Raw genomic sequence first — 25473 nt, forward strand, 5'->3', positions numbered from 1 at the left:
CCTATGCCGCGCTTTGCTGCCAACCTGTCCATGCTGTTTACCGAACAGGACTTTCTCGCCCGTTTCAAAGCGGCCGCCGATGCGGGCTTCCAGGGTGTGGAATACCTGTTCCCCTACGAGTTCAGCTCTGCCGAGATCAAGGCACAGCTGGACGCCAATGGCCTGACCCAAGTGCTGTTCAACCTGCCGGCCGGTGACTGGGCCAAGGGCGAACGCGGCCTGGCCTGTCACCCGGACCGGGTCGAAGAGTTCCGTGCCGGGGTCAAGCTGGCCATCGCCTACGCCCAGGTACTGGGCAACACCCAGGTCAACTGCCTGGCAGGTATCCGGCCACAGGGCGTTGACGATGAAACCGTCGAAAAGACCTTCGTCGCCAACCTCAAGTACGCCGCCGAGAAGCTGCAGGCGGCGGGGATCAAGCTGGTGATGGAGATGATCAACACCCGCGATATCCCAGGCTTCTATCTGAACAACACGGCGCAGGCCCTGTCGATTCGCGAGCAGGTGGGCAGCGCCAACCTGTTCCTGCAATACGACATCTATCACATGCAAATCATGGAAGGCGACCTGGCCCGCACCATGGCCACCCACCTGGATGACATCAACCATATCCAGCTGGCGGACAACCCAGGGCGCAACGAGCCGGGTACCGGTGAGATCAACTACCGCTTCCTGTTCGAACACCTGGACCGCATCGGCTACACCGGTTGGGTCGGCTGTGAATACAAGCCGCTGACCACCACCGAGGCAGGCCTGGGCTGGCTCAAGAGCCACAACGCGATCTAGAAGAACAAACACAAAACAAAATGTGGGAGCTGGCTTGCCTGCGATGCAGGCACCGCGGTGTTTCAGGCATAGCCAGTTGATGCCATCGCAGGCAAGCCAGCTCCCACATTGGGCCTGAGGCGTTTGGCAGGTCGCGACATACCGAATAACAAGAGGATTTTGATCATGGCTAAAATCGGATTCATCGGCACCGGCATCATGGGCCAACCCATGGCCGCCAACCTGCAGAAAGCAGGTCACCAACTGTTCCTCTCCGAGCATCACGGCAAGGCACCGCAAGCCTTGATCGACGCCGGTGCCGTGGCCCTGGCCAACCCGCAGCAAGTCGCCCAGGAAGCCGAGTTCATCATCGTGATGGTGCCCGACACCCCGCAGGTTGACGACGTGCTGTTTCGTAAAGACGGCGTGGCCGCAGGCCTGTCGCCAAACAAGGTCGTGATCGACATGAGTTCGATCTCGCCGACCGCCACCAAGGCGTTTGCCGCCAAGATCAACGAGACCGGCGCGCAGTACCTCGACGCGCCAGTGTCCGGTGGTGAAGTGGGCGCCAAGGCCGGCACCCTGAGCATCATGATCGGCGGCGAGCCGCAGACCTTCGAACGCGCCCTGCCGTTGTTCCAGGCCATGGGCAAGAACATCACCCGGGTGGGCGGCAACGGTGACGGCCAGACCGCCAAGGTCGCCAACCAGATCATCGTCGCGCTGAACATCCAGGCGGTGGCCGAAGCGCTGCTGTTCGCCTCCAAGAACGGCGCCGATCCAGCCAAGGTGCGTGAAGCGCTGATGGGCGGTTTTGCTTCGTCGAAAATCCTCGAAGTGCACGGCGAGCGCATGATCAAGGGCACCTTCGACCCGGGCTTCCGCATCAACCTGCACCAGAAGGATTTGAACCTGGCCCTGGCCGGCGCCAAGGAGCTGGGGATCAACCTGCCCAACACCGCCGGCACCCAGCAAGTGTTCAGCACCTGCACCGCGATTGGCGGCGGCAACTGGGACCACTCGGCGCTGATCAAGGGGCTGGAGCATATGGCGAATTTCTCGATTCGCGATAAATAACCCCGCCACACCCCCACCTGTAGGAGCCGGCTTGCCGGCGATGGGGCCAGCTGCATGTTGCACAAGGCTTGAGGCCGCCATCGCCGGCAAGCCGGGCTCCTACAGGGTTTCATCGTGTTTCCAATAATAAGAACCCCCGGGAGCCCGCTTATGTCGGTCGATCCGCAACACCTGCTTCGCGAGCTGTTTGCCACAGCCATCGACGCCGCCCACCCCCGGCAAGTCCTTGAACCCTATCTGCCTGCCGACCGCAGTGGCCGTGTGATCGTGATCGGCGCCGGCAAGGCTGCCGCCGCCATGGCCCTCGTCGTGGAAAATTGCTGGCAGGGCGAAGTCAGCGGCCTTGTCGTCACCCGCTACGGCCACGGCGCCCCTTGCAAGAAAATCGAAGTGGTCGAAGCCGCGCACCCGGTGCCCGATGCGGCCGGCCTGGCCGTGGCCAAGCGTGTGCTGGAATTGATCAGCAACCTCAGCGAAAAAGATCGGGTGATCTTCCTGCTCTCCGGTGGCGGCTCGGCGCTGCTTGCCCTGCCCGCCGAAGGCATCACCCTGGCCGACAAGCAAGCCATCAACAAAGCCCTGCTCAAATCCGGCGCGACCATTGGCGAGATGAATTGCGTGCGCAAGCACCTCTCGGCGATCAAGGGTGGCCGGCTGGCCAAGGCCGCGTGGCCGGCCACGGTGTACACCTACGCGATTTCCGATGTGCCGGGCGACCAGGCCACGGTGATTGCCTCCGGCCCCACCGTTGGCGACCCGAGCACCTCGGCACAAGCCTTGGCGATCCTCAAACGCTACAGCATCGACGCCCCCGCCTCGGTGCGCAGCTGGCTGCAGAACCCGGCCTCGGAAACCGTCAAACCCGGCGACCCGGTGCTCGCGCGCAGCCACTTCCAGTTGATCGCCCGCCCGCAGCAATCGCTGGAAGCCGTGGCGGTGAAAGTCCGCCAGGCCGGCTTCAGCCCGCTGATCCTCGGCGACCTGGAAGGCGAAGCCCGCGACGTGGCCAAAGTGCATGCCGGCATTGCGCGGCAGATCGTGCAGCACGGCCAGCCACTGGCGGCGCCGTGCGTGATTCTGTCGGGCGGTGAAACCACCGTCACCGTGCGCGGCAATGGCCGTGGCGGGCGCAACGCCGAGTTCCTGTTGAGCCTCACCGACAGCCTCAAGGGCCTGCCGGGCGTGTACGCCCTGGCCGGTGACACCGACGGCATCGACGGCTCCGAAGACAACGCCGGCGCGATCATGACGCCGTGCAGCTATTCGCGCGCCGAAGCCCTCGGCCTGTCGGCCAGCGACGAGTTGGATAACAACAACGGCTACAGCTACTTCGCCGCCCTCGACGGGTTGATCGTCACCGAGCCGACGCGCACCAACGTCAACGACTTCCGCGCCATTCTGATCCTTGGGAACCCGACACATGACGCCTGACAAGAAGGTCAAGATCCTCGCCACCCTCGGCCCGGCCACCGACGGCATCGATGACATCCGCGAGTTGGTGGAAGCCGGGGTGAACATCTTTCGCCTCAACTTCAGCCACGGCGACCACGCCGACCACGCGCAGCGCTACCAGTGGATCCGCCAGGTGGAGCGCCAGCTCAATTACCCGCTGGGCATCCTGATGGACCTGCAAGGGCCGAAACTGCGCGTCGGGCGTTTTGCCGAAGGCAAGGTGCAACTGGTGCGCGGCCAGGCATTGCGCCTGGACCTGGACCCAACGCCGGGCGACCAGTGCCGGGTCAACCTGCCTCACCCGGAAATCATCGCGGCGCTGGAACCCGGCATGGACCTGCTGCTGGATGACGGCAAGCTGCGCCTGCGGGTCATCACCAAACATGCCGACGCCATCGACACCACGGTGCTCAATGGCGGCGAGCTGTCGGACCGCAAAGGCGTGAATGTGCCGCAAGCCCTGCTGGAACTCAGCCCACTGACCGCCAAGGACCGGCGCGACCTGAGCTTCGGCCTGGAACTGGGCGTGGACTGGGTGGCGCTGTCGTTCGTGCAACGCCCGGAAGACATCCGCGAGGCCCGCGAGCTGATCGGCGACAAGGCCTTCCTGATGGCCAAGATCGAGAAGCCTTCGGCCGTGCAACGCCTGCAGGAAATTGCCGAGCTGAGCGATGCGATTATGGTGGCCAGAGGCGACCTGGGCGTGGAAGTGCCTGCCGAAAGCGTGCCGCAGATCCAGAAAGACATCATCAGCACCTGCCGTCAGCTGGGCAAACCGGTGGTGGTGGCGACGCAGATGCTCGAGTCCATGCGCTTCTCCCCGGCCCCGACCCGGGCCGAGGTCACTGATGTGGCCAACGCCGTGGCCGAAGGCGCCGATGCGGTGATGTTGTCAGCGGAAACCGCCTCGGGGGAGTACCCGCTGGAAGCCGTGCAGATGATGAGCAAGATCATCCGCCAAGTGGAAAACGGCCCGGACTACCAGACCCAACTGGACGTGAGCCGGCCCAAGGCCGAGGCCACGGTGTCGGACGCCATCAGCTGCGCGATCCGGCGCATCAGCAGCATCCTGCCGGTGGCGGTGCTGGTGAACTACAGCGAGTCGGGCAGCTCCAGCCTGCGTGCCGCACGGGAACGGCCGGTGGCGCCGATCCTCAACCTCACGCCGAACCTGTCCACGGCGCGGCGCTTGAGCGTGGCGTGGGGCGTGCATTCGGTGGTCAACGACCGGCTGCGCCAGGTGGATGAGGTGTGTTCCACGGCGCTGGAGATCGCCCAGGCTCAAGGGATGGCACAGCGCGGGGATACGTTGGTGATCACGGCCGGGGTGCCGTTTGGGCAGCCGGGGTCGACCAATTCGCTGCGCATCGAGACATTGATCTAGCGCCTGTTCGGGCCTCATCGCGGGCAAGCCCACTCCCACATTTGACTGTATTCACAGATCAAAAGGTGGGAGCTGGCTTGCCTGCGATAAGGGCAACTCGGTCTAACTGACTTCCTCACATGCACAACCACACCTGCCCCGACTGGGCCGAAGCCCTGCTCAATGGCTTCAGCCAGATATTCCTGCAGCGCCAGCCGCTGTGCGGCCTGCTGTGCCTGCTGGCGATCCTGATCGGCGCCCCGGCCTTGCTTGGCGGCGCGCTGCTGGGCGGTGTGGCCGGTTTGCTCACGGCCCAGCGCCGGGGTTACCCCAAGGCCGAGCGCCAGGCCGGGCTGTATAGCTATAACGGTGTGCTGCTGGGCTTGTTGATCAGCCAGCACTTCGCCTGGTCGGCGCTGTTGCCCCCGCTGATCCTGGCGTGCGGCGGGCTTTCGGCGATGCTGACACGGCAATGGTTGAAGCATGCGGCCCAGCCGGATGACCTGCCTGCCTACACCGCGCCCTTTGTCGGGCTGGGCTGGCTGTTGCTGGGGCCCGGCGCGCCCAGCGCATTCGCCCTCACCGAACCCGATACCCTGGCGGTGGTGTCCGCGCCGTTCACCGGGCTTGCGCAAGTCATGTTGCTGGACCAACCCTTGGCCGGTGTGCTGATTGCGCTCGGCCTGTTGCTGGCCAATCGTCGAGCCGCCTTGTGGGCCTTGGCCGGGGCCAGCATCGGCGTGCTGGTCGCCCTGTGGCTGGACGAGCCTGCCAGCGCCCTCCTCGGCCTGCACAGCTACAACCCTGCACTGGCTGCGCTGGCCCTGAGTCAGACACGCCGGCAGCCCTGGCTGCCACTGCTCGGCATTGCCCTGGCGATCCTGCTCACACCTGGCTTTACCGCCCTGCACCTGCCCGCGCTGACCGCGCCGTTCATCCTCGCCTGCTGGCTGGTGCGCGCTGGCGCCCGGATGCTGCGCAAACCCCGCATGGACAGCCCCTTCGAATCCCCCTAGGCTTGCTCGATATTCGACTCAGGCGGGATTTATGGACAGCAACAACGACTGGCGCCAGCGGCTCTACGTCATGATTTTCCAGAGTGACACCACTGCCGGGCGGCGCTTTGACGGCATTCTGTTGCTGATCATCCTCGCCAGCCTGGTGATCGTGATGCTCGACAGCATCGACCAGATCCACCAGAACTACGCCGATGTGCTGGCCTACATCGAGTGGGGCTTCACCCTCGTCTTCCTGATCGAATACGGGCTGCGGCTGTATTGCTCGCCCAAGCCGTTGCGCTATGCCTTCAGTTTTTATGGGCTGGTGGACTTACTGGCCATCGTGCCCGGCATCCTCGCGTTGTATTACAGCGACGCGCAGTACCTGCTGATCATCCGCATCATCCGCATGCTGCGCATCTTCCGCGTGCTCAAGCTCAGCCCGTACCTCAAGCAGGCCAACTACCTGATGGCGGCGCTGCGCGGCAGCAAGCAGAAGATCGTGGTGTTCCTGCTGAGCGTGTGCACCCTGGTAACCGTGTTCGGCACCCTGATGTACGTGATCGAAGGCCCGGAGCACGGGTTTACCAGTATTCCCAAAGGCATCTACTGGGCCATCGTGACCCTCACCACCGTGGGCTTTGGCGACATCGTGCCGAAGACGCCGCTGGGCCAGGTGATTTCGTCGCTGGTGATGATCACCGGTTACTCGATCATTGCCGTGCCCACCGGAATTTTTACCGCTGAACTGGCGAGCGCCATGCGCGGCGAGCAGCTGCAACATGACTGCCCGGTGTGCAAGAAGAACAGCCATGAGCCCAACGCCGCGTTCTGCTCCCGCTGTGGGAATAATCTTTTCAAGAAACTGGAATAAGCAAAGAGCGTTTTAATCTTTAAACGTCTATGCGGTGCCCGTTATAGTCGATGGCAAATTGCCCCCACTCAATACATCACCTTCTCGAACAACAAGGAATGAGCAGTGAAAAAACTCGTTAGCGCCTCTCTCCTGGCCGCCGGCCTTGCCCTGGCGGGCGCCGTCCAGGCTGCCCCCGTCACACTGCTCAACGTCTCCTACGACGTGATGCGCGACTTCTACAAGGACTACAACGCCGCCTTCCAGAAACACTGGGAAGCCGAGCACCCGGACGACAAGCTGACCCTGCAGATGTCCTTCGGCGGCTCCAGCAAACAAGCGCGCTCGGTGATCGACGGCCTGCCGGCTGACGTGATCACCATGAACATGGCCACCGACATCAACGCCCTGGCCGACAACGGCAAGCTGGTGCCGGACAACTGGGTCACCCGCCTGCCGAACAACAGCGCGCCGTTCACCTCCGCCACCGTGTTCATCGTGCGCAAGGGCAACCCAAAAGCCCTGAAAGACTGGCCGGATTTGTTGAAAGATGGCGTGCAAGTGATCGTGCCTAACCCGAAGACCTCGGGTAACGGCCGCTACACCTACCTGTCGGCCTGGGGCTACGTGCTCAAGAACGGCGGCGACGAAAACAAGGCCAAGGCCTTCGTCGGCAAGCTGTTCAAGCAAGCACCTGTGCTGGACACCGGTGGCCGCGCCGCCACCACCACGTTCATGACCAACCAGATCGGCGACGTACTGGTGACCTTCGAGAACGAAGCCGAAATGATCGCCCGTGAATTCGGCCGCGATCAGTTCGAAGTGATCTACCCAAGCGTGTCTGCCGAAGCGGAGCCGCCGGTGTCGGTGGTCGACAAAGTGGTCGAGAAGAAAGGCACCCGCGCTGCCGCCGAGGACTACCTGAAGTACCTGTGGTCGCCGGAAGGCCAGGAAATCGCCGCCAACAACTACCTGCGCCCACGTGACGCGAAGGTGCTGGCCAAGTACACCGACCGCTTCCCGAAAGTCGAGTTCTTGTCGGTCGAGAAGACCTTTGGCGACTGGCGCACCGTGCAGAAAACCCACTTCAATGACGGTGGGGTGTTTGACCAGATCTATAACGGTCAATAACTGAGCCCACCCTGTAGGAGCCGGCTTGCCGGCGATTCACCCTTGAAGCTGGCGGCGCTGCCACTGGCCTCATCGCCGGCAAGCCGGCTCCTACAGTTTTTGCGTTACATCGGTGGGGTTACGCCATCCTTGCCCGCCGAGATGGCCTGGGCCGTCACCGTGCCGTCCGGCCCTTTCGCGGCAAACAACACCACCTTCACCCCCACCTTGAGCAAGCTGCGATCCCCCGGCTCCAGGTTCACGATCGGCACATCCTCCGGCACCACGATCTTCTGCTCACCGCCCTTGTACTTCACGGTCAACGTGCGGCCGTTGCTCACCACCAGGTCGCCGACGGTGCCGTTGGTCATGCTGCTGCCTTCTTTCAAATCGAACGCACGATGCCCGTCGCCAGTGCCGGCCATGGCCGGTGGGAATACGTGCACTTCCAACGCCGTGAGGGTGCCGTCGGCATTGGGCATGGCGGCGGAGCCGATGTAGCTGCCGGGCTTGATTTCATCGATCTTGGCCAGCGTAACGGCGCGTACTTGGGTGTCTTTGGTGAGGTGCACGGTGACGTCTTCGCCACTGTTGACCTTGACGTGGATCGCGTCGCCGTCGACCGCCGTGATGGCGCCGCGCACGCCCACACGCGGGGCTTCGGCGGCGTTGGCCAGGCCAATCGCCATGGCAGCGGCAAGGGTTGAGGCCAGGATCATCTTGTTCAGCGTGATTTTCATGAAGGTGGATTTCCTGTTTCGGCAGTTGTGGCTGAATGTATCATTGCCGTTCGACCCGAAAGTTAACGATTCAGTCATTAATTTGCGGCATGAGTGTTATCACTGCCAGCGGCCTACTGCCCACAGGGCGATGTCTTTACTCTTCCACGCCCTCTTCCTTCGCTTTTATGAGAACACCATGAACGCTACCTCACACGCTACAACCACCATGACCCGCGGGATGGTCATGCTGTTTGCGTTCTGCTGCGGCGCCATCGTTGCCAACATCTACTACGCGCAACCGATCATCGAGCTGATCGCGCCAGACATCGGCCTGACCCCGGCAATGGCCAGCCTGATCGTGTCGCTGACCCAGATCGGCTACGCCCTGGGCCTGTTTTTCCTGGTACCGCTGGGTGATCTGCTGGAAAACCGCAAGCTGATGATCACCACCACCGTGGTGGCCATTGCCAGCCTGTTGGGCGCCGCGTTCACCGAGCAGCCGAACCTGTTCCTGCTGGTGTCGCTGCTGATCGGCTTCAGTTCGGTGTCGGTGCAGATCCTGATTCCGTTGGCCGCGCACCTGGCGCCCGCCGAATCCCGTGGCCGGGTGGTCGGCAGCATCATGGGCGGCCTGCTGCTCGGCATCCTGCTGGCACGGCCGGTGTCCAGCGTGGTGGCGGATCATTTTGGCTGGCGTGCGATGTTCATGGCGGCCGCCGCCCTGATGGCATTTATCAGTGTCGTCTTGCTGCTGACCATCCCCAAGCGCCAGCCCGACCACAGCGCCAGCTACGCGCAACTCTTGCGTTCGCTGGGCACCCTGCTGGTGCGCCAACCGCTGCTGCGTCAACGGGCGTTTTACCAGGGCTGCATGTTCGCCACATTTAGCCTGTTCTGGACCGCCGCCCCCTTGGAATTGGCACGTAACCACGGCCTGAGCCAAAGCGAAATCGCGTTGTTCGCCCTGGTCGGTGCCCTGGGTGCCATTGCCGCGCCCATCGCCGGTCGCCTGGCCGACGCCGGCCACACTCACCGCGCCTCCTTGCTGGCGATGCTGTTTGCCGCGTTGAGCTTCCTGCCGGCCTTGGTTCACCCGCTGTACAGCGTGATTGGCCTGGCCGTCACCGGCGTGGTGCTGGACTTCTGCGTGCAGATGAACATGGTGCTCGGCCAACGCGCCATCTACGCCCTCGACGCCAACAGCCGCAGCCGCCTGAACGCGCTGTACATGACCAGCATCTTCATCGGCGGCGCCTTCGGCTCGGCGATTGCCAGCAGCGTGTATGAACACGGTGGCTGGCTGGGCGTGATGCTGGTGGGCAGCGCGTTCCCGCTGGTGGCGTTGTTGCGCTTTTTGAGTGCTTCGCGTCAAGCCGCCCCGGTCGCTGCCTAAACGCATACGTGTGGGAGCTGGCTTGCCTGCGATTGCGGTATATCAGTCAAACCGCTATCGCAGGCAAGCCAGCTCCCACAGGGCTCACCTCACGAACGCACCAACTTCTCTAACGCCGCGTCCGCCAGGAATGACGAGCGGCTTTTGACGTTGTGCTCGCGTACATACCTGTCGATGCGCTGGATGACATAACCGGGCAAGGTCACATTGACCTTCTCGGTCTTGCCCAGATAGGGCGAGATATCCAGCTCCAACATCCCCCAGCCCATCCCGGCATAGTCTTCGTGAGTGTGATGAGTCGCCACCGACGTTGGCAGCGGAATCGGCCCGCCTTCTGCCGCGATCTCTTGCAACAGGATGTGCGCGATTTCCACCGCAGCGTTGTAGGCCTCTTCGAAACTGTCCCCGGCGGTGACAGCGCCTGGAATATCGGGGATCTGAATGCCGGTGGCGGTGAAGTCATCGCCCCATTCGATACAGATTGGGTATTGCATAGCAGGCCTCGTGCAAATTAGATAACCCTAGAGTTATTTATTCAAACACAAAATGAGCTTGAAAGAGCCGTCGGTTGTTTTGCCGAATGTTGAACCCACCCCAACGGTTATTCCAACCTGGCATAGAGCCTATGCCCCCCACCCCGCTTCCGCGCCTCTCCTGCCGCGCTCATCATTCTCTCCAGCCAACCGGCTCATCTCCCGAGGGAATATCTCCATGACACTTCAAGCCACACTGGATGCCTTCCGCGCCGACTTCAAAGCCGGCAAGCCACCGTTCAACGCGCCTGCGCATATTCACCCGATCATGGAACGTGCCACCGCCGAGCTGATCGCTTCCGGCGCCGCACAACGGGCGCTGAAAGTGGGCGACAAGGCGCCGCTGTTCAGCCTCAAGAACGCCGACGGCGAGCTGGTGTCTTCAGCACAACTGCTGGAAAAAGGGCCGCTGGTGCTGACGTTCTACCGGGGCGTATGGTGCCCTTACTGCAACATGGAACTGGAGGCCCTCCAGGCCTTCTTGCCGACGCTCAAAGCCACTGGGGCGCAACTGGTGGCGGTGTCGCCGCAGACGGCAGCCAACAGCCGCAAGTCCACACGCATTACCGAGCTGGAATTTCCGATCCTCAGCGATCCCCACAATGACGTCGCCGCGGCCTTCGGCCTGCGCTTTGAACTGCCGGACTACCTGATCGAGCTCTATAAAGGTTTCGGCAACAACCTGCCGCTGATCAATGACGATCCCTCGTGGACCCTGCCCATGCCCGCGCGCTATGTGATCGGTCAGGACGGTGTGATCCGTTACGCCGAGGTCAACCCGGATTACACTCAACGCCCAGAACCGTCGGACATGCTCGACGCCCTCAAACGGTAACCAGAGGACACCCGATGGACCGCCTCACCGCCATGGAAACCTTTGTCCACGTGGTCGAAACCGGCTCGTTCTCGGCGGCCGCCAAACGCCTGGGCATCGGTCAACCGGCCGTCTCCAAAAGCATTGCGCAGTTGGAGGCGCGCCTGGCGGTGCGGTTGCTGTTGCGCTCCACCCGGGGCCTGACGCCCACCGAAGCCGGGCTGGCCTACTTCGAGCGCGCCAAGCACGCGATCGATGAGATCAACCACACCGAGGACATTGCCCGCAGCGTGGGTGCCGGGCTGTCGGGCAACCTGCGTGTGAGTGCCGGCGTGACGCTCTCGCGCCTGCACATCATTCCCCACCTGGCGCCGTTCCTGGAGCAGCACCCCGGCCTGAACATCGACGTGATGCTCGACGACCGCCTGCTCAATCTTGTGGAAGAAGGCATCGACGTCGCCCTGCGCATCGGCAACCTGAGCGACTCCAGCCTCACGGCGCGACGCATCAGCCAGAGCCCCGCAAGAATCTTCGGTACGCCGGCGTATTTCGCGCGTTACGGCGAGCCCCAAAGCCCCGCCGATCTTCTCAACCACCAAGCCGTGATCTATAGCCTGGGGCAGAGTGCGTGCTGGCCGTTCAAACAGGGCGAGCACGAACACCCCATCGTCGCGCACGGCCGCCTGCGCGTGACCTCCTCCGAAGGCATACGCGCCGGCGTGCTCGCCCACAACGGCCTGGCGATGACAGCGGAATGGATGTTCACCCCGGAAATTGCCAGCGGCGAAGTCAGGGCCGTGCTGACGGACTGGGAATTGCCCCCCCGGGATTTATGGGCGGTGCTGCCTACCGGCCGGTTGGCGAGTGCCAAGGCGCGGGCGTTTGTGGACTACGTAGAAGGCTTGCTGGCGTCGCCCAAATGAATCCCCCGGTCGGTCTGCGCGGGAGGTGTTGTCTGGTCTACCGCTATCGCTGGCAAGCCAGCTCCCACAGGGGATCGCGGGTTAGAGGATACGGCCATCCCAACCGACGGTAACGTGGCGCGGCAGCGTTGAGCGATGCTGCACCAACCACGCATCCAGCGTGTGCCCCACATGGGTCAGCACGCCGAGTTTTGCACCGGTCTGCTCAATGCTCTGCAGCGCCAGCGTCAGGTCATTGTGGTTACGCGGCGCCTGCGGCTGGGGCGGCATGGAGCAGTCCAGCACCAGCACGTCCAGCGGTTCGCGTTGCAACCAGGCAAGCGTGTCTGGCGGCAGGCCGACCGTGTCGGTGAGGTAGGCGATGCGCCGCCCTTGACCTTCCAGCAGGTAACCCAGGGTCAACTTGGAATGCTCCAGCGGCAACGCCGTCACCGTCAGCTCAGCAAACTGCCGCGTTTCGAACGCGGCAAAGGGTTGGCTGAAGTCCAAAATGCCCGGGTGTTTGTAGAGGTCAGATAACCCCTCCGGGTCCGCCGGCCCATGCACCGGAATCACCAGCCCTTGCCCCCAGCGCAAATGCAGCAGGCCCTGGGCGTGATCGGCGTGGTAGTGGGTCTGGAAAATCCCGTTGAAACTGCGCGGCGGGAAACGTTCGGTGAGGTCGGGCAAGCCGCTGTCGATCAACCAGCGCTGGTCGCCACACTCGATCAACGCGCTGCACGGCCGGCGGCGCAGGCTGGCATCCTGGCGGGCCAGGGTGCAGGCCACGCACTCGCAGCCATACACCGGGACTTGCCGCGCATCGCCGGTGCCCAGCAAGGTCAGGCGCATGCCGAATGCCCGTGGTTCAGGCAGCACAGCAGGCGCTCGACGCTGTGCTCCAGCGGCCCGGAGTTGTCCAGCACGAACAAACCCTCGCCATGGCCGGCGATCAGCTCGGCAGTGAAACGGGCATTGCGCGCCAGGCGCGCTTCGATATCCGCCAGCGACTCACGCCCCCGTGCGATCAAACGCTGGCGCAACACTGCCTGGTCAACCGTCAGCAGCAGCACCAGCGACGTCGGGTAGCGCGCGCGGGTCTGCCCCAGGTGCGCCCGCGAACCGTTGACCAGCACGTCCTCCCCCGCCGCCAGCCAATCGTCGATCTCACGCGGTATGCCGTAGGACAACCCATTGGCGTGCCAGCTGAGGGCAAACGCGCCCTCGGCCTCCATCGCGGCAAACTGCTCCGGGCTCACACCCTGCGCCGCCTCACCTACCGCTTCCGCCGAGCGGGTGATGACGCGGCGCACGATGCGGCAACCGCGCTCGGCCAAGCGCGGGCGGGCGGCATCCAGCAGGCTGTCCTTGCCCGAACCGGATGGCCCGATGAGATAGATCAACCTGCCTGCCATCAAAACACCCTCTTCGCTTGCCGCCACACTTGTTGCACCACCGGCAGCCCTTCACGGCTCCGCGCCTGGACCAGGTCGGCGCGCAGGCCGATGGCAATTTCACCACGATCCGCCAGGCCCGCCGCTTGCGCCGGTGCCAAGCTGATCATCTTGACCGCCCGCGACAGGTCGCCGCCGTCCTGCTGGTCAGCCAGCACGAACGCCGCCTGCAACAGGCTGGCCGGGTAATAGTCGCTGGAAAGTATATCCAGCAATCCCTCGGCCGCCAGGCCGGCGGCGGCCACATTACCCGAGTGCGACCCACCGCGCACCACGTTCGGCGCGCCCATCAAGACTTTCATGTTCAGCGCCTGGCAGCCCTTCGCCGCTTCCAGCGTGGTGGGGAATTCGGCGATGGTCATGCCGTAGCCTGCCGACTCCTCGACATGGGCCAGCGTCGCATCGTCATGGCTGGCCACCGACAGGCCGCGCTCCAGGCAATGCGCAACAATCGCCGCACGATAACGGTCGCTGTACTCCCGGGAGTTGGCCATCTGCAACACGATGAACGCGTCCATGGTTTCGTCGTTCAGGTGGTACTTGCCCATGTAGTACTCACGGTACTTGGATTCCAGCACGAACTGGCGCTGGCCCGGCGAGTGGTCCATCACCGAGACCAGGCGCACCAAAGGGTTTTCCACCAGGTCGCGGAACACGCTGAGGGTATCCGGGTGGCACAGCTCGCAGCGCAGGTGCAGATGATGCTCGGCGCGGGTCAAGCCAGCGTCTTCCGCCGATGCGATGGCGTCGAGCATCGCCGGCAGTTTCTTCATGCGATTGCCCTTGGGGTTCACATCGCCGATGGACACCGCGTCGAACACCGTGGTGATCCCCGCCGCGATGATCTGCGCGTCATGGCTGAGCACGGCCGAGATCGACGGCCAGTCCACGCCGGGGCGCGGGGTCATGTGTTTTTCCAGGTTGTCAGTGTGCAACTCCACCAGCCCCGGCAACAGGAAATCACCCTCCAGGTCCTGGGCCTGGGGCAACTGGCTGCGGCCTTCGGCGATATCGACGATCTTGCCGCCACGCAGCACCACCGAGCCCAGGAACATGCGATCGGCCGTGACGATCTGGGCATTACTGAGGATCTGTTCAGCGGGCATGGGCGTATTCCTCTTGGGCAACAGGTGTTGGGGTCATGTCGAAATGGCGGTCGGCAACCGCCTCACGGGCGGCGCGGTCGTGGAAGATGCCGATCAGCGCCGCGCCGGCCGCCTTGGCTTCGTTCATCAGTTCCAGCACCACCTGGCGGTTGTTGTCGTCCAGGGACGCGGTGGGTTCATCGAGCAGCATTACCGGCCAGGCCACCATGAAGCCGCGGGCGATGTTGACGCGCTGTTGCTCGCCCCCGGAGAAGGTGCCGGGCGCCAGTTGCCACAGGCGTTGCGGAATGTTGAGGCGGGTCAGCAGGTGTTCGGCGCGTGACTGCGCATTGGCTTTGGACCAGCCGCGCGCCAGGGCCGGCTCCATCACCACGTCCAGGCAAGCCACCCGTGGGATCACCCGCAGGAATTGGCTGACGTAACCCAGGGTCTGCTGGCGCACCTGCAAAATGTCACGTGGCTCGGCGCCGACCAGCTCCAGCCACTCGCCGGCATGGCGTACACGAATGCTGCCACCGGCCGGCAGGTAGTTAGCGTACAGCGTGCGCAGCAAGGTGCTTTTGCCGGCACCGGACTGGCCGTGCAGCACCAGGCATTCACCGCCCTGCACGCTGAACTCGACGCCGCGCAGCACGTTGAGCACCACGCCGTGTTGCTGGTGCAGGGTGAAGGTTTTCGAAAGGTCACGGACCTCGATCAGAGCATTCGTCATGGCTGCAATACCGAAGACACCAGCAGTTGAGAGTAAGGGTGCTGTGGATCGTCGAGGATCTGGTCGGTGAGCCCGGTTTCCACCACGCGCGAACGTCGCATCACCATCAAGCGGTCGGCCAGCAAACGCGCGACGGCCAGGTCGTGGGTGACGATCACCACCGCCAAATCCAGCTCACGCACCAGGCCACGCAGCAGGTCGAGCAAACGCGCCTGTACCGACACGTCCAGGCCGCCAGTCGGTTCGTCCATGAACACAAGACGCGGGCTCGACACCAGGTTGCGGGCGATCTGCAGGCGCTGCTGCATGCCGCCCGAAAAGGTGCGTGGCAAGTCGTCGATGCGCTGCGGGTCGATTTCCACCTGGCTCAGCCAATCAAGACCGGCACCGCGCAGTTGCTCGTAATTGCGCACGCCCTGGGCCATCAGGCGCTCGCCGATGTTCGCCCCGGCCGACACGCCCATGCGCAAACCGTCACGAGGGTTCTGCTCGACAAAACCCCATTCGGTGCGCAACAACGTACGGCGTTCGGCTTCACTGGCGCTGTACAAGTCCAGCCATTCGCCGTCCTTGCTGCGGTAGCCAATCGAACCCGCTTGCGGCGGCAGGCGACCGCTCAGCAGCGAGAGCAACGTGGACTTGCCCGAGCCGGACTCGCCGACGATGCCCAGCACCTCACCGGGGTACAGATCGAAACTCACGCCCTGGCAACCCTTCTCCGGGCCGTACAACAGGGACAGGTCACGCACTTGCAATAACGGCTGGCTCACTGGTTGTTCTCCTTCACACGTTGCGCGCAGTACCAAGTGTCGGAACACACAAAACTCTGGGTGCCCGCATCGTCGAGAATCAGCTCATCAAGGAACGATTCATGGCTGCCGCAGATGGCGCAGTTGTGTTTCCACTTCTGCACGTCGAAGGGGTGGTCTTCGAAGTCCAGGCTGGTGACCTCGGTATAAGGCGGCACGGCGTACAAGCGCTTTTCACGGCCCGCGCCGAACAGCATCAGCGCCGGGCTCATGTCGAGCTTGGGGTTGTCGAATTTGGGGATCGGCGACGGGTCCATCACGTAGCGCTCGTCGACCATCACCGGGTACGCATAGCTGGTGGCGATATGGCCGAAGGTGGCGATGTCTTCGTAGAGCTTGACGTGCATCACCCCGTAATCGTTGAGCGCATGCATGGTGCGGGTCTCGGTTTCCGACGGCTCGATAAAGCGCAGCGGCTCGGGGATCGGCACCTGGTAGACCATGATCTGGCCGGCCTGCAGGGGCGTTTCCGGAATGCGGTGGCGGGTCTGGATCACCGTGGCCTCGGGCGTGGCTTCGGTGGTGGCGATGCCCGCCGTGCGCGCAAAAAAGCGGCGGATCGACACGGCGTTGGTGGTGTCGTCGGCGCCTTGGTCGATGACCTTGAGCACGTCATCCTCACCGAGGATTGCGGCGGTCAATTGCATGCCGCCCGTGCCCCAGCCGTAAGGCAGCGGCATTTCGCGGCCACCGAACGGCACCTGGTAACCGGGGATCGCCACCGCCTTGAGCAAGGCGCGGCGGATCATGCGCTTGGTCTGTTCGTCGAGGTAGGCGAAGTTGTAGGCGGCGTCATTCATGGCTCGAACCCTCGGCCGGTTGGCGCAGTTTGCGGATCAGTTCCAGTTCGGACTGGAAGTCCACGTAGTGCGGTAATTTGAGGTGCGACACAAAACCGGCCGCATCGACGTTGTCGCAGTGGGCCAGCACGAACTCTTCACGCTGGGCCGGCGACACCACCTCTTCGTTGTATTCGCCGGCGCGCAGCGAGCGGTCCACCAGCGCCATGCCCATGGCCTTGCGCTCGGCATGCCCGAACGCCAACCCGTAGCCGCGCGTGAACTGCGCCAGCTCCGTGGCCGAGCCGACGAACTGGTTGACCATCTCGCACTCGGTCACTTCGATGCTGCCCAGGCAAATGGGAAAACCCAGCTCCTCAGGGTCGATCCACACCTCCACATCACCGATGCGAATCTCACCGGCAAACGGGTGGTTGCGGCCGTAGCCTCGTTGGGTCGAATACCCCAGCGCCAACAGGAACCCTTCGTCGCCACGGGCCAGCGCTTGCAGGCGTTCGGCGCGGCTGGCCGGGTATTCCAGCGGGTCGCGGGTGATGTCGGCGACGCTGGCGTTGTCGTCGGTTTCATTCTTGATCAGGCCTTCCTTGGCAAGCAGGCCAAGCACCCGTGGGCAGGCGTCGATGCGTGCTTCGGGCGTGGTCTGCGGGCCTGGGTATTCACCTTCGGCCAACAGCGCAAAATCCAGCAGGCGGTGGGTGTAGTCGAACGTGGGGCCGAGCAGTTGGCCGCCCGGCACGTCCTTGAAAGTCGCCGACAACCGCCGGCTCAACAGCATTTGCGAGGTGTCGATCGGCAGGCTCGGGCTGAAGCGCGGCAGCGTGGTGCGGTAGGCGCGCAGCAGAAAGATCGCTTCCACCAGGTCCCCCGCCGCTTGCTTGATCGCCAGCGCGGCAAGTTCTTCGTCGAACAGCGAGCCTTCTGTCATCACCCGCGCCACGGCCAACGGCAGTTGCTCGCGGATCTGGCTCACGCTCAGTTCGGGAATCGCGGTGTCGCCCCGGCGTTTTTTAGCAAGCAGGCGGTGGGCATTGTCGATGGCCTGTTCGCCACCTTTGACGGCTACGTACATCAGGTGCGCTCCTCTGCGATACGGCTGCTGCGCGGCAGGCCGATCAAGTGGTGGCCAGCGGCAAACAGCACGTCCAGGCCACGGGGGAAGGCTTCGCGGCGCTGGCGTTCGAGCCAGAATGCCTGGGGCACCGGCAGGTGCACCTGGCGCTGGGCCTTGATGCCCGGGCCGCGCCACAGCAGGCCGCGCCCGGACTCCAGGTCAGTGAGCTGCACGAGCAAGGTGCAGGACTGGTCGGGGTAGCGGTCGTTGCCGTGGTCGAAGCCACCGAGGTCGAGCAGGTCGGGCTCACCGAGCAAGGCGAACACCGCGTCTTCGCGGTTGGCCGTGAACGGGCAGCCGCAGTGGAAGGCCAGGTTGGCGCGGATCAGCGGCGTGTCGAAGCTCGGCGCCAGCCACAGCGGTGTGTCCACATCCAGCAAGGCCAGGCACAACGCGTAGGTGGCAGGTGCCAGGCCATCGAGGTGGGGCGCAGACGCCAGGTGCTGGATCAGGCCGGGTTCGGCCAGGGCCTTGAGGGCCGCGCGAAAACCGCGCTGGGCGTCCAGTACCGGGTTGACGAAGGCCGGTTGCAACAGTTGCGCATTCATCAGTTTTCTCCTCGCACGAGGGTGAAGAACTCGACCTTGGTGGCAGCGGTATCGGCTTCCTTTTGCGCGCGGCGATTGGCCTGGGCATTGGCCAGCGCGGTGATCAGGTCGCTGAGCCAGATGCTCGGCTGGCTGCCTTGCAGGTGGGCATCGGCCAGGGCCGCCAGTTCGGCATGCACCTTGTCGCGCCCGGCCAGGTAGCTGTAGCCGGTACGGCCATCAGCCAGGCGCACCACGCAGCGGGTTACGCTCATCTCGCCAACGTTGAACGGCGCACCGTCGCCGCCCATACGGCCGCGCACCAGGGTCATGCCGACTTCGGGGGCGCGGATCAGGTGGTACTCGACGTCTTTCAACGCCGCTTCATGGGGTTGCAGTTCACTGAGCCGGGCGCGGGCTAACACGCCGATCCAATGCTGACGCGGGGACAAACTCATCACGGTCTCCATTCAGGTCACCACTTGGTACTGGAAGCGATCCGAGCGGCTGGTGGACTGCGCCAGCTCCACCGGGCGGCCGTCGCGATCGCGGGAAAGGGTAAACACGGTGAGGGCCGGCAAATGCCGAGGCATCATCAGCAGCGCGGCTTCATCACGATTGGGCAAACGCGCACCGATCAGGCTTTGGGTGCGGGTCAGTGGCAGGTCACGTTCACGCAGGTATTGGCGCAGGGAGCCGCCGTTGTAGTCAGCCAGCAACGGCGCACGGCTGGCGCAGTAGCGATGGCGGATCAGGCTGACGGGCTGGTGGTCGAGCTTGCGCAGGGTCTGCAGTTCGATCATCGGTGCCATTTCGGCGATGCCCAGTTGCAGCGCCTCATCACGGCTGGCGTAGCAGTAGCGACGCTTGAGCAACACCGCCTGCACGCCCACGCCCTGGGCCGACAACGACTGGCTGTAGGACGTCTCGGCACCCATCGGGTAGATCAACGGGCGGTCGAGCACCTGGGTGCCCTTGCCCTGGCGGCGCAACAGGCTGCCTTCAAACACCAGCTCATCGATGGCGCGACGCAGGGTGTGGCGATTGACGCCAAAGCGCTCGGCCATGTGCACCTCGCCGGGCAGGAAATCACCGGCGCTGTAGCTGCTCAGTTCACGGCGCAGGATATCCGCGAGTTCGCGGTACACCGGCTCTTCTTGTCTAGACAACTGCATGCTTAAAAAAAGCGCCCTGCGGGCACCCCTCCGGCGTCAGATGAACTGCTTGCGCAGGCGTTGGGACAGCACGTCGATACAGCTCACCACCACGATGATCACCAGCAGCACCGCGCAGGTTTGTACAAACTGGAAGGCGCGGATGTTTTCCCAGAGGATCACGCCGATCCCGCCCGCCCCGACCATGCCCACCACCGTGGCCGAACGCACGTTGGCCTCGAAGCGGTACAGCGCGTAGCTCACCCACAGCGGCATCACTTGGGGGATCACGCCGTAGATCACTTCCTGCAAGGCACTGGCGCCAGTCGCCCGCACCCCTTCAACCGGGCCTGGGTCGATGGCTTCGACGGCTTCGGCAAACAGCTTGGCGAGCACGCCGGTGGTGCTGATCCACAAGGCCAGAACACCGGCAAAAGGACCAAGGCCCACGGCGACCACGAACAACATGGCGAACACCATTTCGTTGATGGAACGGAAGGCATCCATCACCCGGCGCAGCGGTTGGTGGATCCACCACGGGGTGATGTTGTCGGCGCAGAGAATGCCCAGCGGCACCGAGCAGACAATCGCCAGTACCGTGCCCCAGAGGGCGATCTGCACGGTGACGATCATTTCCTTGAGGTAGGAGCGCCATTCGTGGAAGTCCGGCGGGAAGAAGTCGGCGGCGAAGGTCGCCATGTTTCCGGAATCGCGGTACAGCGCCAGCGGGTTCATTTCCGCGCCGTGCCAGGCCCAGGCCAGCAGGACCAGGAACAGGCCCCAGCCGAGGTATTGGGGCCAGGTGCGTTTGCCGACGGCTTCAGCGTGCAGAGTTGTCATGGTTGTCCTCGATCTAAATGTGGGAGCTGGCTTGCCTGCGATAGCGGTCTGTCAGGTACAAATGTGTTGCTGATACACCGCAATCGCGGGCAAGCCCGCTCCCACAGGGGTTAGCCGTTTGCTGCAGTTTTCTTGTCGAGCTCAGAGATGCGCTGTTGCAGCTTGGCCAGGTCAGCGTCGATGTCGGCGAGCTTCTTGGCTTTGTCGGCGGCTTCAAGGTGGTCATCGGCGCTGATGATCGTGCGCTGCTTGAACAACTCCAGCTGACGGATCGGCAACAACTGGTCGTCGCTCGACGGCAGGAACTTGCCCAACTGCATGTTCTTGAGCACCGCCTTCTCTTCATCGGTGTCGCCGTAGTGGGCGAAGAAGTCGCGGATCTTGGTCTTCTCGCTGTCGCTCAGGGCCTTGCTCCACACCATCGGGTCAGCCGGAATCAGCGGGGATTTCCAGATCACCTTGAGCATGGCGGCCTTGTCTGGCTGGGTGACTTCCAGGCGGTCCCAGCTTTCGGTGTTGAAGGTGGCCACGTCCAACTGTCCCTTGGCCACGCTCAAGGCGTTGACTTCATGGCTGGAGTTGAGGGTGCGCTTGAAGGCGGTGGCGGCGTCGACGTTGTTCTTGGCGAACACGTAGTAGCCCGGTACCAGGTAGCCCGAGGTGGAGTTCGGGTCACCGTTGCCGAAGGTCAGGTTCTTGGCGTTCTTGAGCATGTCGTCGACGTTGTTGATCGGGCTGTCCTTGCGCACGATCAGCACGCTCCAGTAGCCGGCAGCGCCGTTGGCGGCGGCGGTCTGGGCGAAGATCTCGCCGTTTGAGCGGTCCACCGCTTCCATCGCCGCCTTGTTGCCCAGCCACGCCACGTCGACCTTGTTGAAGCGCATGCCCTGGATCAGGCCGGCGTAGTCGGAGGCGAAGGTGGCGTTGATGGTCAGGCCGGTCTTCTTGTGCATGTCATCCAGAAACGGCTGCCAGATGCTCTTGAGGTTCTGCGAAGACTCGGTGGACATGATGCCGAAGTTGATGGCCTTGTCCGCCGCATAGGCATTGCCCATCGCGACACTGGCCAACAAGGCGGCAGACAAAAACACTTGGCCGATACGGTTGAACATGGAAGGCATTCCTGTGGGTCGTGAGTAGGGTTTCAAGCGCGTGCCAGGGCCAGCCGAGGCGTGGCGGCGGTGGCGCGGGACTGGTCGGAAAACATCAGGCTGGTGTCGACATCGGCACCGTACAAATCATTGAGGAAGTGGCTGCTCATGGCGCTGCCCTGCCCGTCGAAATGAATGCGCCCGCCCTTGAGCGCCACGGCACGCGGGCAATAACGCACGGCGTAATCGACTTGATGCAGGGTCACCACCACGGTCTTGCCGTCGCGGCGGTTGATGTCGGCGAGGATCTCCATGACCTTGCGCGCCGACTCAGGGTCCAGCGAGGCGATCGGCTCATCGGCGAGGATCACTTCGGCGCGCTGGGTCAACGCACGGGCAATCGCCACGCGCTGCTGCTGGCCGCCGGACAGGGTGGAGGCACGTTGCTCGGCCAGGTCGGCCAGGCCCACGCGGGCCAGGGATTCGAGGGCAAACGCCTTCTCTTCGGCATTGAACAGGCCGAGGTTGCCACGCCAGCGCGGCATGCGCCCCAGACAGCCGAGCAGCACGTTGTCGAGCACGCTCAAGCGGTTGACCAGGTTGAACTGCTGGAAGATGTAGCCGATGTCCGCGCGCAACCGCCGTACCTTGCCGTTCAACCGTCCGCTGGCCTGCACCTCCCGGCCCAGCACCTTGACGCTGCCACCATTGCTCTTGTCGCAGCACGCCAGGCCCGCCAAGTGGCGCAGCAGCGTGGACTTGCCGGAACCGGAAGCGCCGATCAGCGCGACCATCTCACCGGCATCAATGGTGAGTTCGAGGTCGACCAGTGCGGATTTCTTCGCAAAGGTCTTGTTCAAGTGATCGACATGGATAGCGTGAGTCATGGGCTTCTCTGTCTTGTTTGAACAGCCAAAGGTGGCTGCGGTTGAGTTCAAACGACAGTAGGCGCGGGCTGTGTCAGCCCTATGACTTGCACATGACTGCAGGGGGTCGGTTCGATGAAGCTTTTATGAAAGGTTGAAAGGTCACCGCAGCCCGCTGTAGGAGCTGGCTTGCCAGCGATAGCGGTGGGTCAGCCACGCGGTTGCCAGCAGGTCTGCCGTCATCGCCGGCAAGCCGGCTCCTACAGGGGTTTTGCGTTGGCTTCGCGGGCGCGCAGTTTCGGGGTGACGAAGTCCAGGAATGCGCGCACTTTTAATGGCAGCGGGGCCTGGCCTTTGTGCACCAGGTTGATGGGCAATGCAGTCGACTCATAGGGCTGCAGCAGCACCTGCAAATCACCCTTTTGCAGCGCATCCGCCACTTGATACGACAACACCCGAATCATGCCAACGCCCAGCGTCGCCGCTGCAATCGCCGCTTCCGCCGTGTTCACCGACAGCCGAGAACGCACGGGCACGGTCTGTTCTGATTTGCCGCTTCCAAATACCCAGGCGCCCACCGAGGCGAGCACGTCGAAGGTGATGCAACTGTGATCCGCCAGATCCTGTGGCTTGGCCGGTTCACCGTGAGCGTGCAGATAGTGGGGGCTGGCACACACCACGCGCCGCACCGTGCCCACGGGCACCGCCTTGAGCGAGCTGTCGGGCAGCTCACCGATGCGCACGGCCACGTCGCACTGCTCTTCCATCAAATGCACCACGCGGTCGGTGAGCATCAGGTTGACGCTGATCTCGGGGTACTGCGCCAGAAATTCCGCCACCACCGGCACGATGTGCAGGCGCCCGAAGACGATGGGCGCGGTCACCACCAACTCGCCTTTGGGCTGCGCGTATTCGCCAGTGGCTGCGCGTTCGGCTTCGCCGATCTCTTCGAGAATGCGCCGGCAGGCCGTCAGGTAGGAAGCCCCTACGTCGGTCAACGACAGTTGCCGCGTGGTGCGGTGCAGCAGTCGTGATTTCAGATGAGCCTCCAGCTCCGCCACCTTGCGGCTGACGGTGGCCAGGGGCATGTCGAGCTGGCGAGCGGCGGCCGACAAGCTGCCCGCTTCCACCACGGCGACAAACACGGACATCGACTCAAGACGGTTCATGGCGCCCTATCAAATTCTGGAAGGATGATTCCCGATCCTAGGGGATTATCGACATAAACGCGACTGCGTAAGGTTGGCCACTCTTTCCCTGCAACCCTATGGAGCGCGCCATGAGCACAGCCGAGAATCACCCGCCGCGAGGCAAGATCATCATGATGGCGGTGATCGCCGGCGCGGTGGTCACCAACATTTATTGCACTCAACCGGTGTTGCCGCTGATTGCTTCGGACATGGGCGTGGCGGTGTCGACGGTCAATCTGGTGGCGGGTGCGGCCTTGCTGGGTTTTGCCACGGGGCTGGCCCTGTTACTGCCGATGGGCGACCGCTTTGACCGGCGCAAGCTGGTGCTGGGGCAAATTGCGCTGGCGTTCTGTTTTGCCCTCGCGGCGGCGTTTGCGCCGAGTATCTGGGCGTTGATCGGCGCGTCGTTCGGCCTGGGCGTGGTGTGCTGCGTGCCACAACACCTGGTACCGTTCGCGGCGGTGATGTCCCAGCCCCACGAACGCGGGCGCAACGTGGGCACGGTTGTCAGCGGGATCATGCTCGGGATTCTGCTGGGTCGTACGATCAGTGGCGTGGTGGGCGAGGCCTACGGCTGGCGCGCGGTGTATGCGATGGAAGCGGCGTTCATGATCCCGGTGTGGTGTATCGCAGCCAGGTTGCTGCCGCCGGGCGTGCCAAGCAGCAACCTGTCCTACCCTCGCCTGCTGGCTTCGTTGTGGCCATTGATGCGCGACAACAGCCCCATTCGCCAATCGATGATGGTGCAGGCGCTGTTGTGGGCGTGCTTCAACGCGTTCTGGGTGAACCTGGCGGGGTTGCTGGCCAACGGGCCGTGGCACTTGGGCAGTGCGTGGGCCGGGGCGTTCGGGATTATCGGCGCAGTGGGGGCGTTTGCGGCGTCGTATGGTGGCCGGGCGGCGGACAGGCTGGGTTGCCGCACGGTGATCGGGGCCAGCGTCGGCATCGTGACATTGGCCTTCTTGTTGCTGGCGGGCGCGCAAGCGTCGCTGATCTTGCTGGTACTGGGGGTGATTGTGTTGGATATCGGCGTACAGGCGGGGTTGGTGGCGAACCAGACCCGGGCGTTTGCGGTGGACCCGAAGGCCCAGGGGCGCATCAACAGTTTGTACATGACCGCCACCTTTGTGGGTGGGGCGATTGGCGCGACGGTGAGTGGCGGGTTGATGGCGCAGTTTGGCTGGGTGGGGGTGGTGGAGTTGGGGGTTGTGCTGGGGGTGCTTGCGGGATGTATCCATTGGCTCGGCGGACTCAAGGGATCGCACACACTCCAGAGCGAATAACCTTCAATTGTAGGAGCCGGCTTGCCGGCGATGGCGGTGGGTCAGCTGAAAAATATCGGGCTGACAGAAAGCTATCGCTGGCAAGCCAGCTCCTACAGGGGGTTGCGTTTCACGCTGGGAATAAAAAGGCGACCCGAAGGTCGCCTTTTTTAGTGCGCATACTGCTTGCTCAAGCCGGGCGGTACGCCCTGTACGCTGGTCTCTTCCCACGGGCCGTTCGGGCTGATGGAGCGGCTCCAGCCGTTGCTCCAGCGGTAGTAGGTGCGTTGGCGGTAGAAGGTGTCGGGCTGCTCTTCGAGCACATACACCTGCATTTTGCCGTCCCAATGGCTGGCGGCGCCCGGGGGTGGCGCGAAGGTCGGTGACGAGGTGGGCACCGGCTTCGGTGCTGGCGTGACCGGGCCGGACGGTTTGGTGCTTGGCTGGGTCGACGGCCCCGACGGCGGGATCGCCGGACCGGTGGGCGACGGAGGCCGGTGGACCGCACAAGCGCTCAGGCCCACGATCAGGCTGAGCAGGGTAAGGCGTGCAAGTGCGGTCATAGGCGT

At 63.6% G+C, this 25473-nt stretch carries 28 protein-coding genes; 11 read left to right on the forward strand and 17 right to left on the reverse strand.

Annotated elements, in window-relative coordinates; genetic code table 11:
• Positions 1-3: 3 nt before the first annotated feature.
• The 7 genes from hyi to AC07SU_RS23805 all read left to right on the forward strand — a co-directional run bounded on the left by hyi (position 4) and on the right by AC07SU_RS23805 (position 7639).
• A complete protein-coding gene (gene hyi / locus AC07SU_RS23775; protein ID WP_494998399.1) occupies positions 4-786 on the forward strand; it encodes a hydroxypyruvate isomerase in 783 nt (260 codons plus the stop codon).
• A 165-nt stretch (positions 787-951) separates the two neighbouring features.
• Positions 952-1842, forward strand: coding sequence for a 2-hydroxy-3-oxopropionate reductase (locus tag AC07SU_RS23780; protein ID WP_494998400.1), 891 nt, complete (start codon positions 952-954; stop codon positions 1840-1842).
• 150 nt (positions 1843-1992) lie between these two features.
• The gene (locus AC07SU_RS23785) at positions 1993-3273 is read left to right on the forward strand and encodes a glycerate kinase type-2 family protein (RefSeq protein ID WP_494998401.1); all 1281 of its coding nucleotides are present in this window, start codon (positions 1993-1995) and stop codon (positions 3271-3273) included.
• A complete protein-coding gene (pyk, locus tag AC07SU_RS23790) occupies positions 3263-4678 on the forward strand; it encodes a pyruvate kinase (protein ID WP_176998190.1) in 1416 nt (471 codons plus the stop codon). The genes AC07SU_RS23785 and pyk overlap by 11 nt, the downstream gene beginning before the upstream one ends.
• A 119-nt stretch (positions 4679-4797) precedes the next feature.
• Positions 4798-5673, forward strand: a complete 876-nt coding sequence (locus AC07SU_RS23795) for an urea transporter (RefSeq protein WP_494998402.1) — start codon at positions 4798-4800, stop codon at positions 5671-5673.
• A 31-nt stretch (positions 5674-5704) separates the two neighbouring features.
• Entirely contained in the window at positions 5705-6529 is an 825-nt protein-coding gene (locus AC07SU_RS23800) for an ion transporter (RefSeq protein WP_494998403.1), read from the forward strand.
• A gap of 105 nt (positions 6530-6634) precedes the next feature.
• Positions 6635-7639: a sulfate ABC transporter substrate-binding protein gene (locus AC07SU_RS23805; protein ID WP_176998193.1), complete on the forward strand. Its 1005-nt coding sequence runs from the start codon at positions 6635-6637 to the stop codon at positions 7637-7639.
• A gap of 104 nt (positions 7640-7743) precedes the next feature.
• Here AC07SU_RS23805 and AC07SU_RS23810 read toward each other — a convergent pair whose 3' ends face one another.
• Positions 7744-8358, reverse strand: a complete 615-nt coding sequence (locus tag AC07SU_RS23810) for a DUF5666 domain-containing protein (protein WP_176998194.1) — start codon at positions 8356-8358, stop codon at positions 7744-7746.
• A gap of 178 nt (positions 8359-8536) precedes the next feature.
• Between AC07SU_RS23810 and AC07SU_RS23815 the strand changes: the two genes are divergently transcribed.
• On the forward strand, positions 8537-9733 hold the full coding sequence (locus AC07SU_RS23815; RefSeq protein WP_494998404.1) for an MFS transporter: 1197 nt from the start codon (positions 8537-8539) through the stop codon (positions 9731-9733).
• A gap of 89 nt (positions 9734-9822) precedes the next feature.
• Here AC07SU_RS23815 and AC07SU_RS23820 read toward each other — a convergent pair whose 3' ends face one another.
• Positions 9823-10227: a type II toxin-antitoxin system HicB family antitoxin gene (locus AC07SU_RS23820; protein WP_494998405.1), complete on the reverse strand. Its 405-nt coding sequence runs from the start codon at positions 10225-10227 to the stop codon at positions 9823-9825.
• A gap of 217 nt (positions 10228-10444) precedes the next feature.
• Between AC07SU_RS23820 and AC07SU_RS23825 the strand changes: the two genes are divergently transcribed.
• Together AC07SU_RS23825 and AC07SU_RS23830 are read left to right on the forward strand one after the other, a co-directional pair.
• The gene (locus tag AC07SU_RS23825) at positions 10445-11101 is read left to right on the forward strand and encodes a peroxiredoxin-like family protein (protein WP_494998406.1); all 657 of its coding nucleotides are present in this window, start codon (positions 10445-10447) and stop codon (positions 11099-11101) included.
• Positions 11102-11115: 14 nt separating this feature from the next.
• On the forward strand, positions 11116-12003 hold the full coding sequence (locus AC07SU_RS23830; protein WP_494998407.1) for a LysR family transcriptional regulator: 888 nt from the start codon (positions 11116-11118) through the stop codon (positions 12001-12003).
• A gap of 81 nt (positions 12004-12084) precedes the next feature.
• Here AC07SU_RS23830 and phnP read toward each other — a convergent pair whose 3' ends face one another.
• The 14 genes from phnP to AC07SU_RS23900 form a co-directional block, all read right to left on the reverse strand.
• Positions 12085-12834 (reverse strand): phosphonate metabolism protein PhnP, encoded by a 750-nt coding sequence (phnP, locus tag AC07SU_RS23835; RefSeq protein ID WP_176998199.1) that lies wholly within the window; start codon positions 12832-12834, stop codon positions 12085-12087.
• Positions 12825-13397 (reverse strand): phosphonate metabolism protein/1,5-bisphosphokinase (PRPP-forming) PhnN, encoded by a 573-nt coding sequence (gene phnN, locus AC07SU_RS23840; protein WP_494998408.1) that lies wholly within the window; start codon positions 13395-13397, stop codon positions 12825-12827. The genes phnP and phnN overlap by 10 nt, the downstream gene beginning before the upstream one ends.
• Positions 13397-14542: an alpha-D-ribose 1-methylphosphonate 5-triphosphate diphosphatase gene (locus tag AC07SU_RS23845; RefSeq protein ID WP_494998409.1), complete on the reverse strand. Its 1146-nt coding sequence runs from the start codon at positions 14540-14542 to the stop codon at positions 13397-13399. The genes phnN and AC07SU_RS23845 overlap by 1 nt, the downstream gene beginning before the upstream one ends.
• Positions 14532-15254 (reverse strand): phosphonate C-P lyase system protein PhnL, encoded by a 723-nt coding sequence (gene phnL, locus AC07SU_RS23850; RefSeq protein WP_176998202.1) that lies wholly within the window; start codon positions 15252-15254, stop codon positions 14532-14534. Before phnL ends, AC07SU_RS23845 begins: the two co-directional genes overlap by 11 nt.
• Positions 15251-16060 carry a phosphonate C-P lyase system protein PhnK gene (phnK, locus tag AC07SU_RS23855; protein ID WP_176998276.1) on the reverse strand — a complete coding sequence of 270 codons (810 nt, stop codon included), beginning with the start codon at positions 16058-16060 and terminating at the stop codon, positions 15251-15253. Before phnK ends, phnL begins: the two co-directional genes overlap by 4 nt.
• Positions 16021-16863 carry an alpha-D-ribose 1-methylphosphonate 5-phosphate C-P-lyase PhnJ gene (locus tag AC07SU_RS23860; RefSeq protein ID WP_494998410.1) on the reverse strand — a complete coding sequence of 281 codons (843 nt, stop codon included), beginning with the start codon at positions 16861-16863 and terminating at the stop codon, positions 16021-16023. Before AC07SU_RS23860 ends, phnK begins: the two co-directional genes overlap by 40 nt.
• Positions 16856-17932 carry a carbon-phosphorus lyase complex subunit gene (locus tag AC07SU_RS23865; protein WP_494998411.1) on the reverse strand — a complete coding sequence of 359 codons (1077 nt, stop codon included), beginning with the start codon at positions 17930-17932 and terminating at the stop codon, positions 16856-16858. The genes AC07SU_RS23860 and AC07SU_RS23865 overlap by 8 nt, the downstream gene beginning before the upstream one ends.
• The gene (phnH, locus tag AC07SU_RS23870; protein ID WP_494998412.1) at positions 17932-18522 is read right to left on the reverse strand and encodes a phosphonate C-P lyase system protein PhnH; all 591 of its coding nucleotides are present in this window, start codon (positions 18520-18522) and stop codon (positions 17932-17934) included. The genes AC07SU_RS23865 and phnH overlap by 1 nt, the downstream gene beginning before the upstream one ends.
• Positions 18522-18959, reverse strand: coding sequence for a phosphonate C-P lyase system protein PhnG (gene phnG / locus AC07SU_RS23875; protein ID WP_494998413.1), 438 nt, complete (start codon positions 18957-18959; stop codon positions 18522-18524). Before phnG ends, phnH begins: the two co-directional genes overlap by 1 nt.
• Positions 18960-18971: 12 nt before the next feature.
• Positions 18972-19676, reverse strand: coding sequence for a phosphonate metabolism transcriptional regulator PhnF (phnF, locus tag AC07SU_RS23880; RefSeq protein ID WP_176998207.1), 705 nt, complete (start codon positions 19674-19676; stop codon positions 18972-18974).
• A 36-nt stretch (positions 19677-19712) separates the two neighbouring features.
• Positions 19713-20495, reverse strand: coding sequence for a phosphonate ABC transporter, permease protein PhnE (gene phnE / locus AC07SU_RS23885; RefSeq protein ID WP_033897602.1), 783 nt, complete (start codon positions 20493-20495; stop codon positions 19713-19715).
• Positions 20496-20605: 110 nt separating this feature from the next.
• Complete coding sequence (phnD, locus tag AC07SU_RS23890) at positions 20606-21607, reverse strand: phosphonate ABC transporter substrate-binding protein (RefSeq protein ID WP_176998208.1); 1002 nt, start codon at positions 21605-21607, stop codon at positions 20606-20608.
• Between the two features lie 32 nt (positions 21608-21639).
• On the reverse strand, positions 21640-22473 hold the full coding sequence (gene phnC / locus AC07SU_RS23895) for a phosphonate ABC transporter ATP-binding protein (RefSeq protein WP_176998209.1): 834 nt from the start codon (positions 22471-22473) through the stop codon (positions 21640-21642).
• Between the two features lie 239 nt (positions 22474-22712).
• Positions 22713-23621, reverse strand: coding sequence for a LysR family transcriptional regulator (locus tag AC07SU_RS23900; protein WP_494998414.1), 909 nt, complete (start codon positions 23619-23621; stop codon positions 22713-22715).
• Between the two features lie 110 nt (positions 23622-23731).
• On the opposite strand from AC07SU_RS23900, the gene AC07SU_RS23905 reads away from it, so the two are divergent.
• Entirely contained in the window at positions 23732-24925 is a 1194-nt protein-coding gene (locus tag AC07SU_RS23905; protein ID WP_494998415.1) for an MFS transporter, read from the forward strand.
• A gap of 149 nt (positions 24926-25074) precedes the next feature.
• Here the strand turns inward: AC07SU_RS23905 and AC07SU_RS23910 are convergent, their stop codons facing one another.
• The gene (locus tag AC07SU_RS23910; protein ID WP_494998416.1) at positions 25075-25467 is read right to left on the reverse strand and encodes a hypothetical protein; all 393 of its coding nucleotides are present in this window, start codon (positions 25465-25467) and stop codon (positions 25075-25077) included.
• Between the last annotated feature and the right edge of the window lie 6 nt (positions 25468-25473).

The organism is Pseudomonas sp. GW821-FHT05H12 (assembly GCF_059419385.1).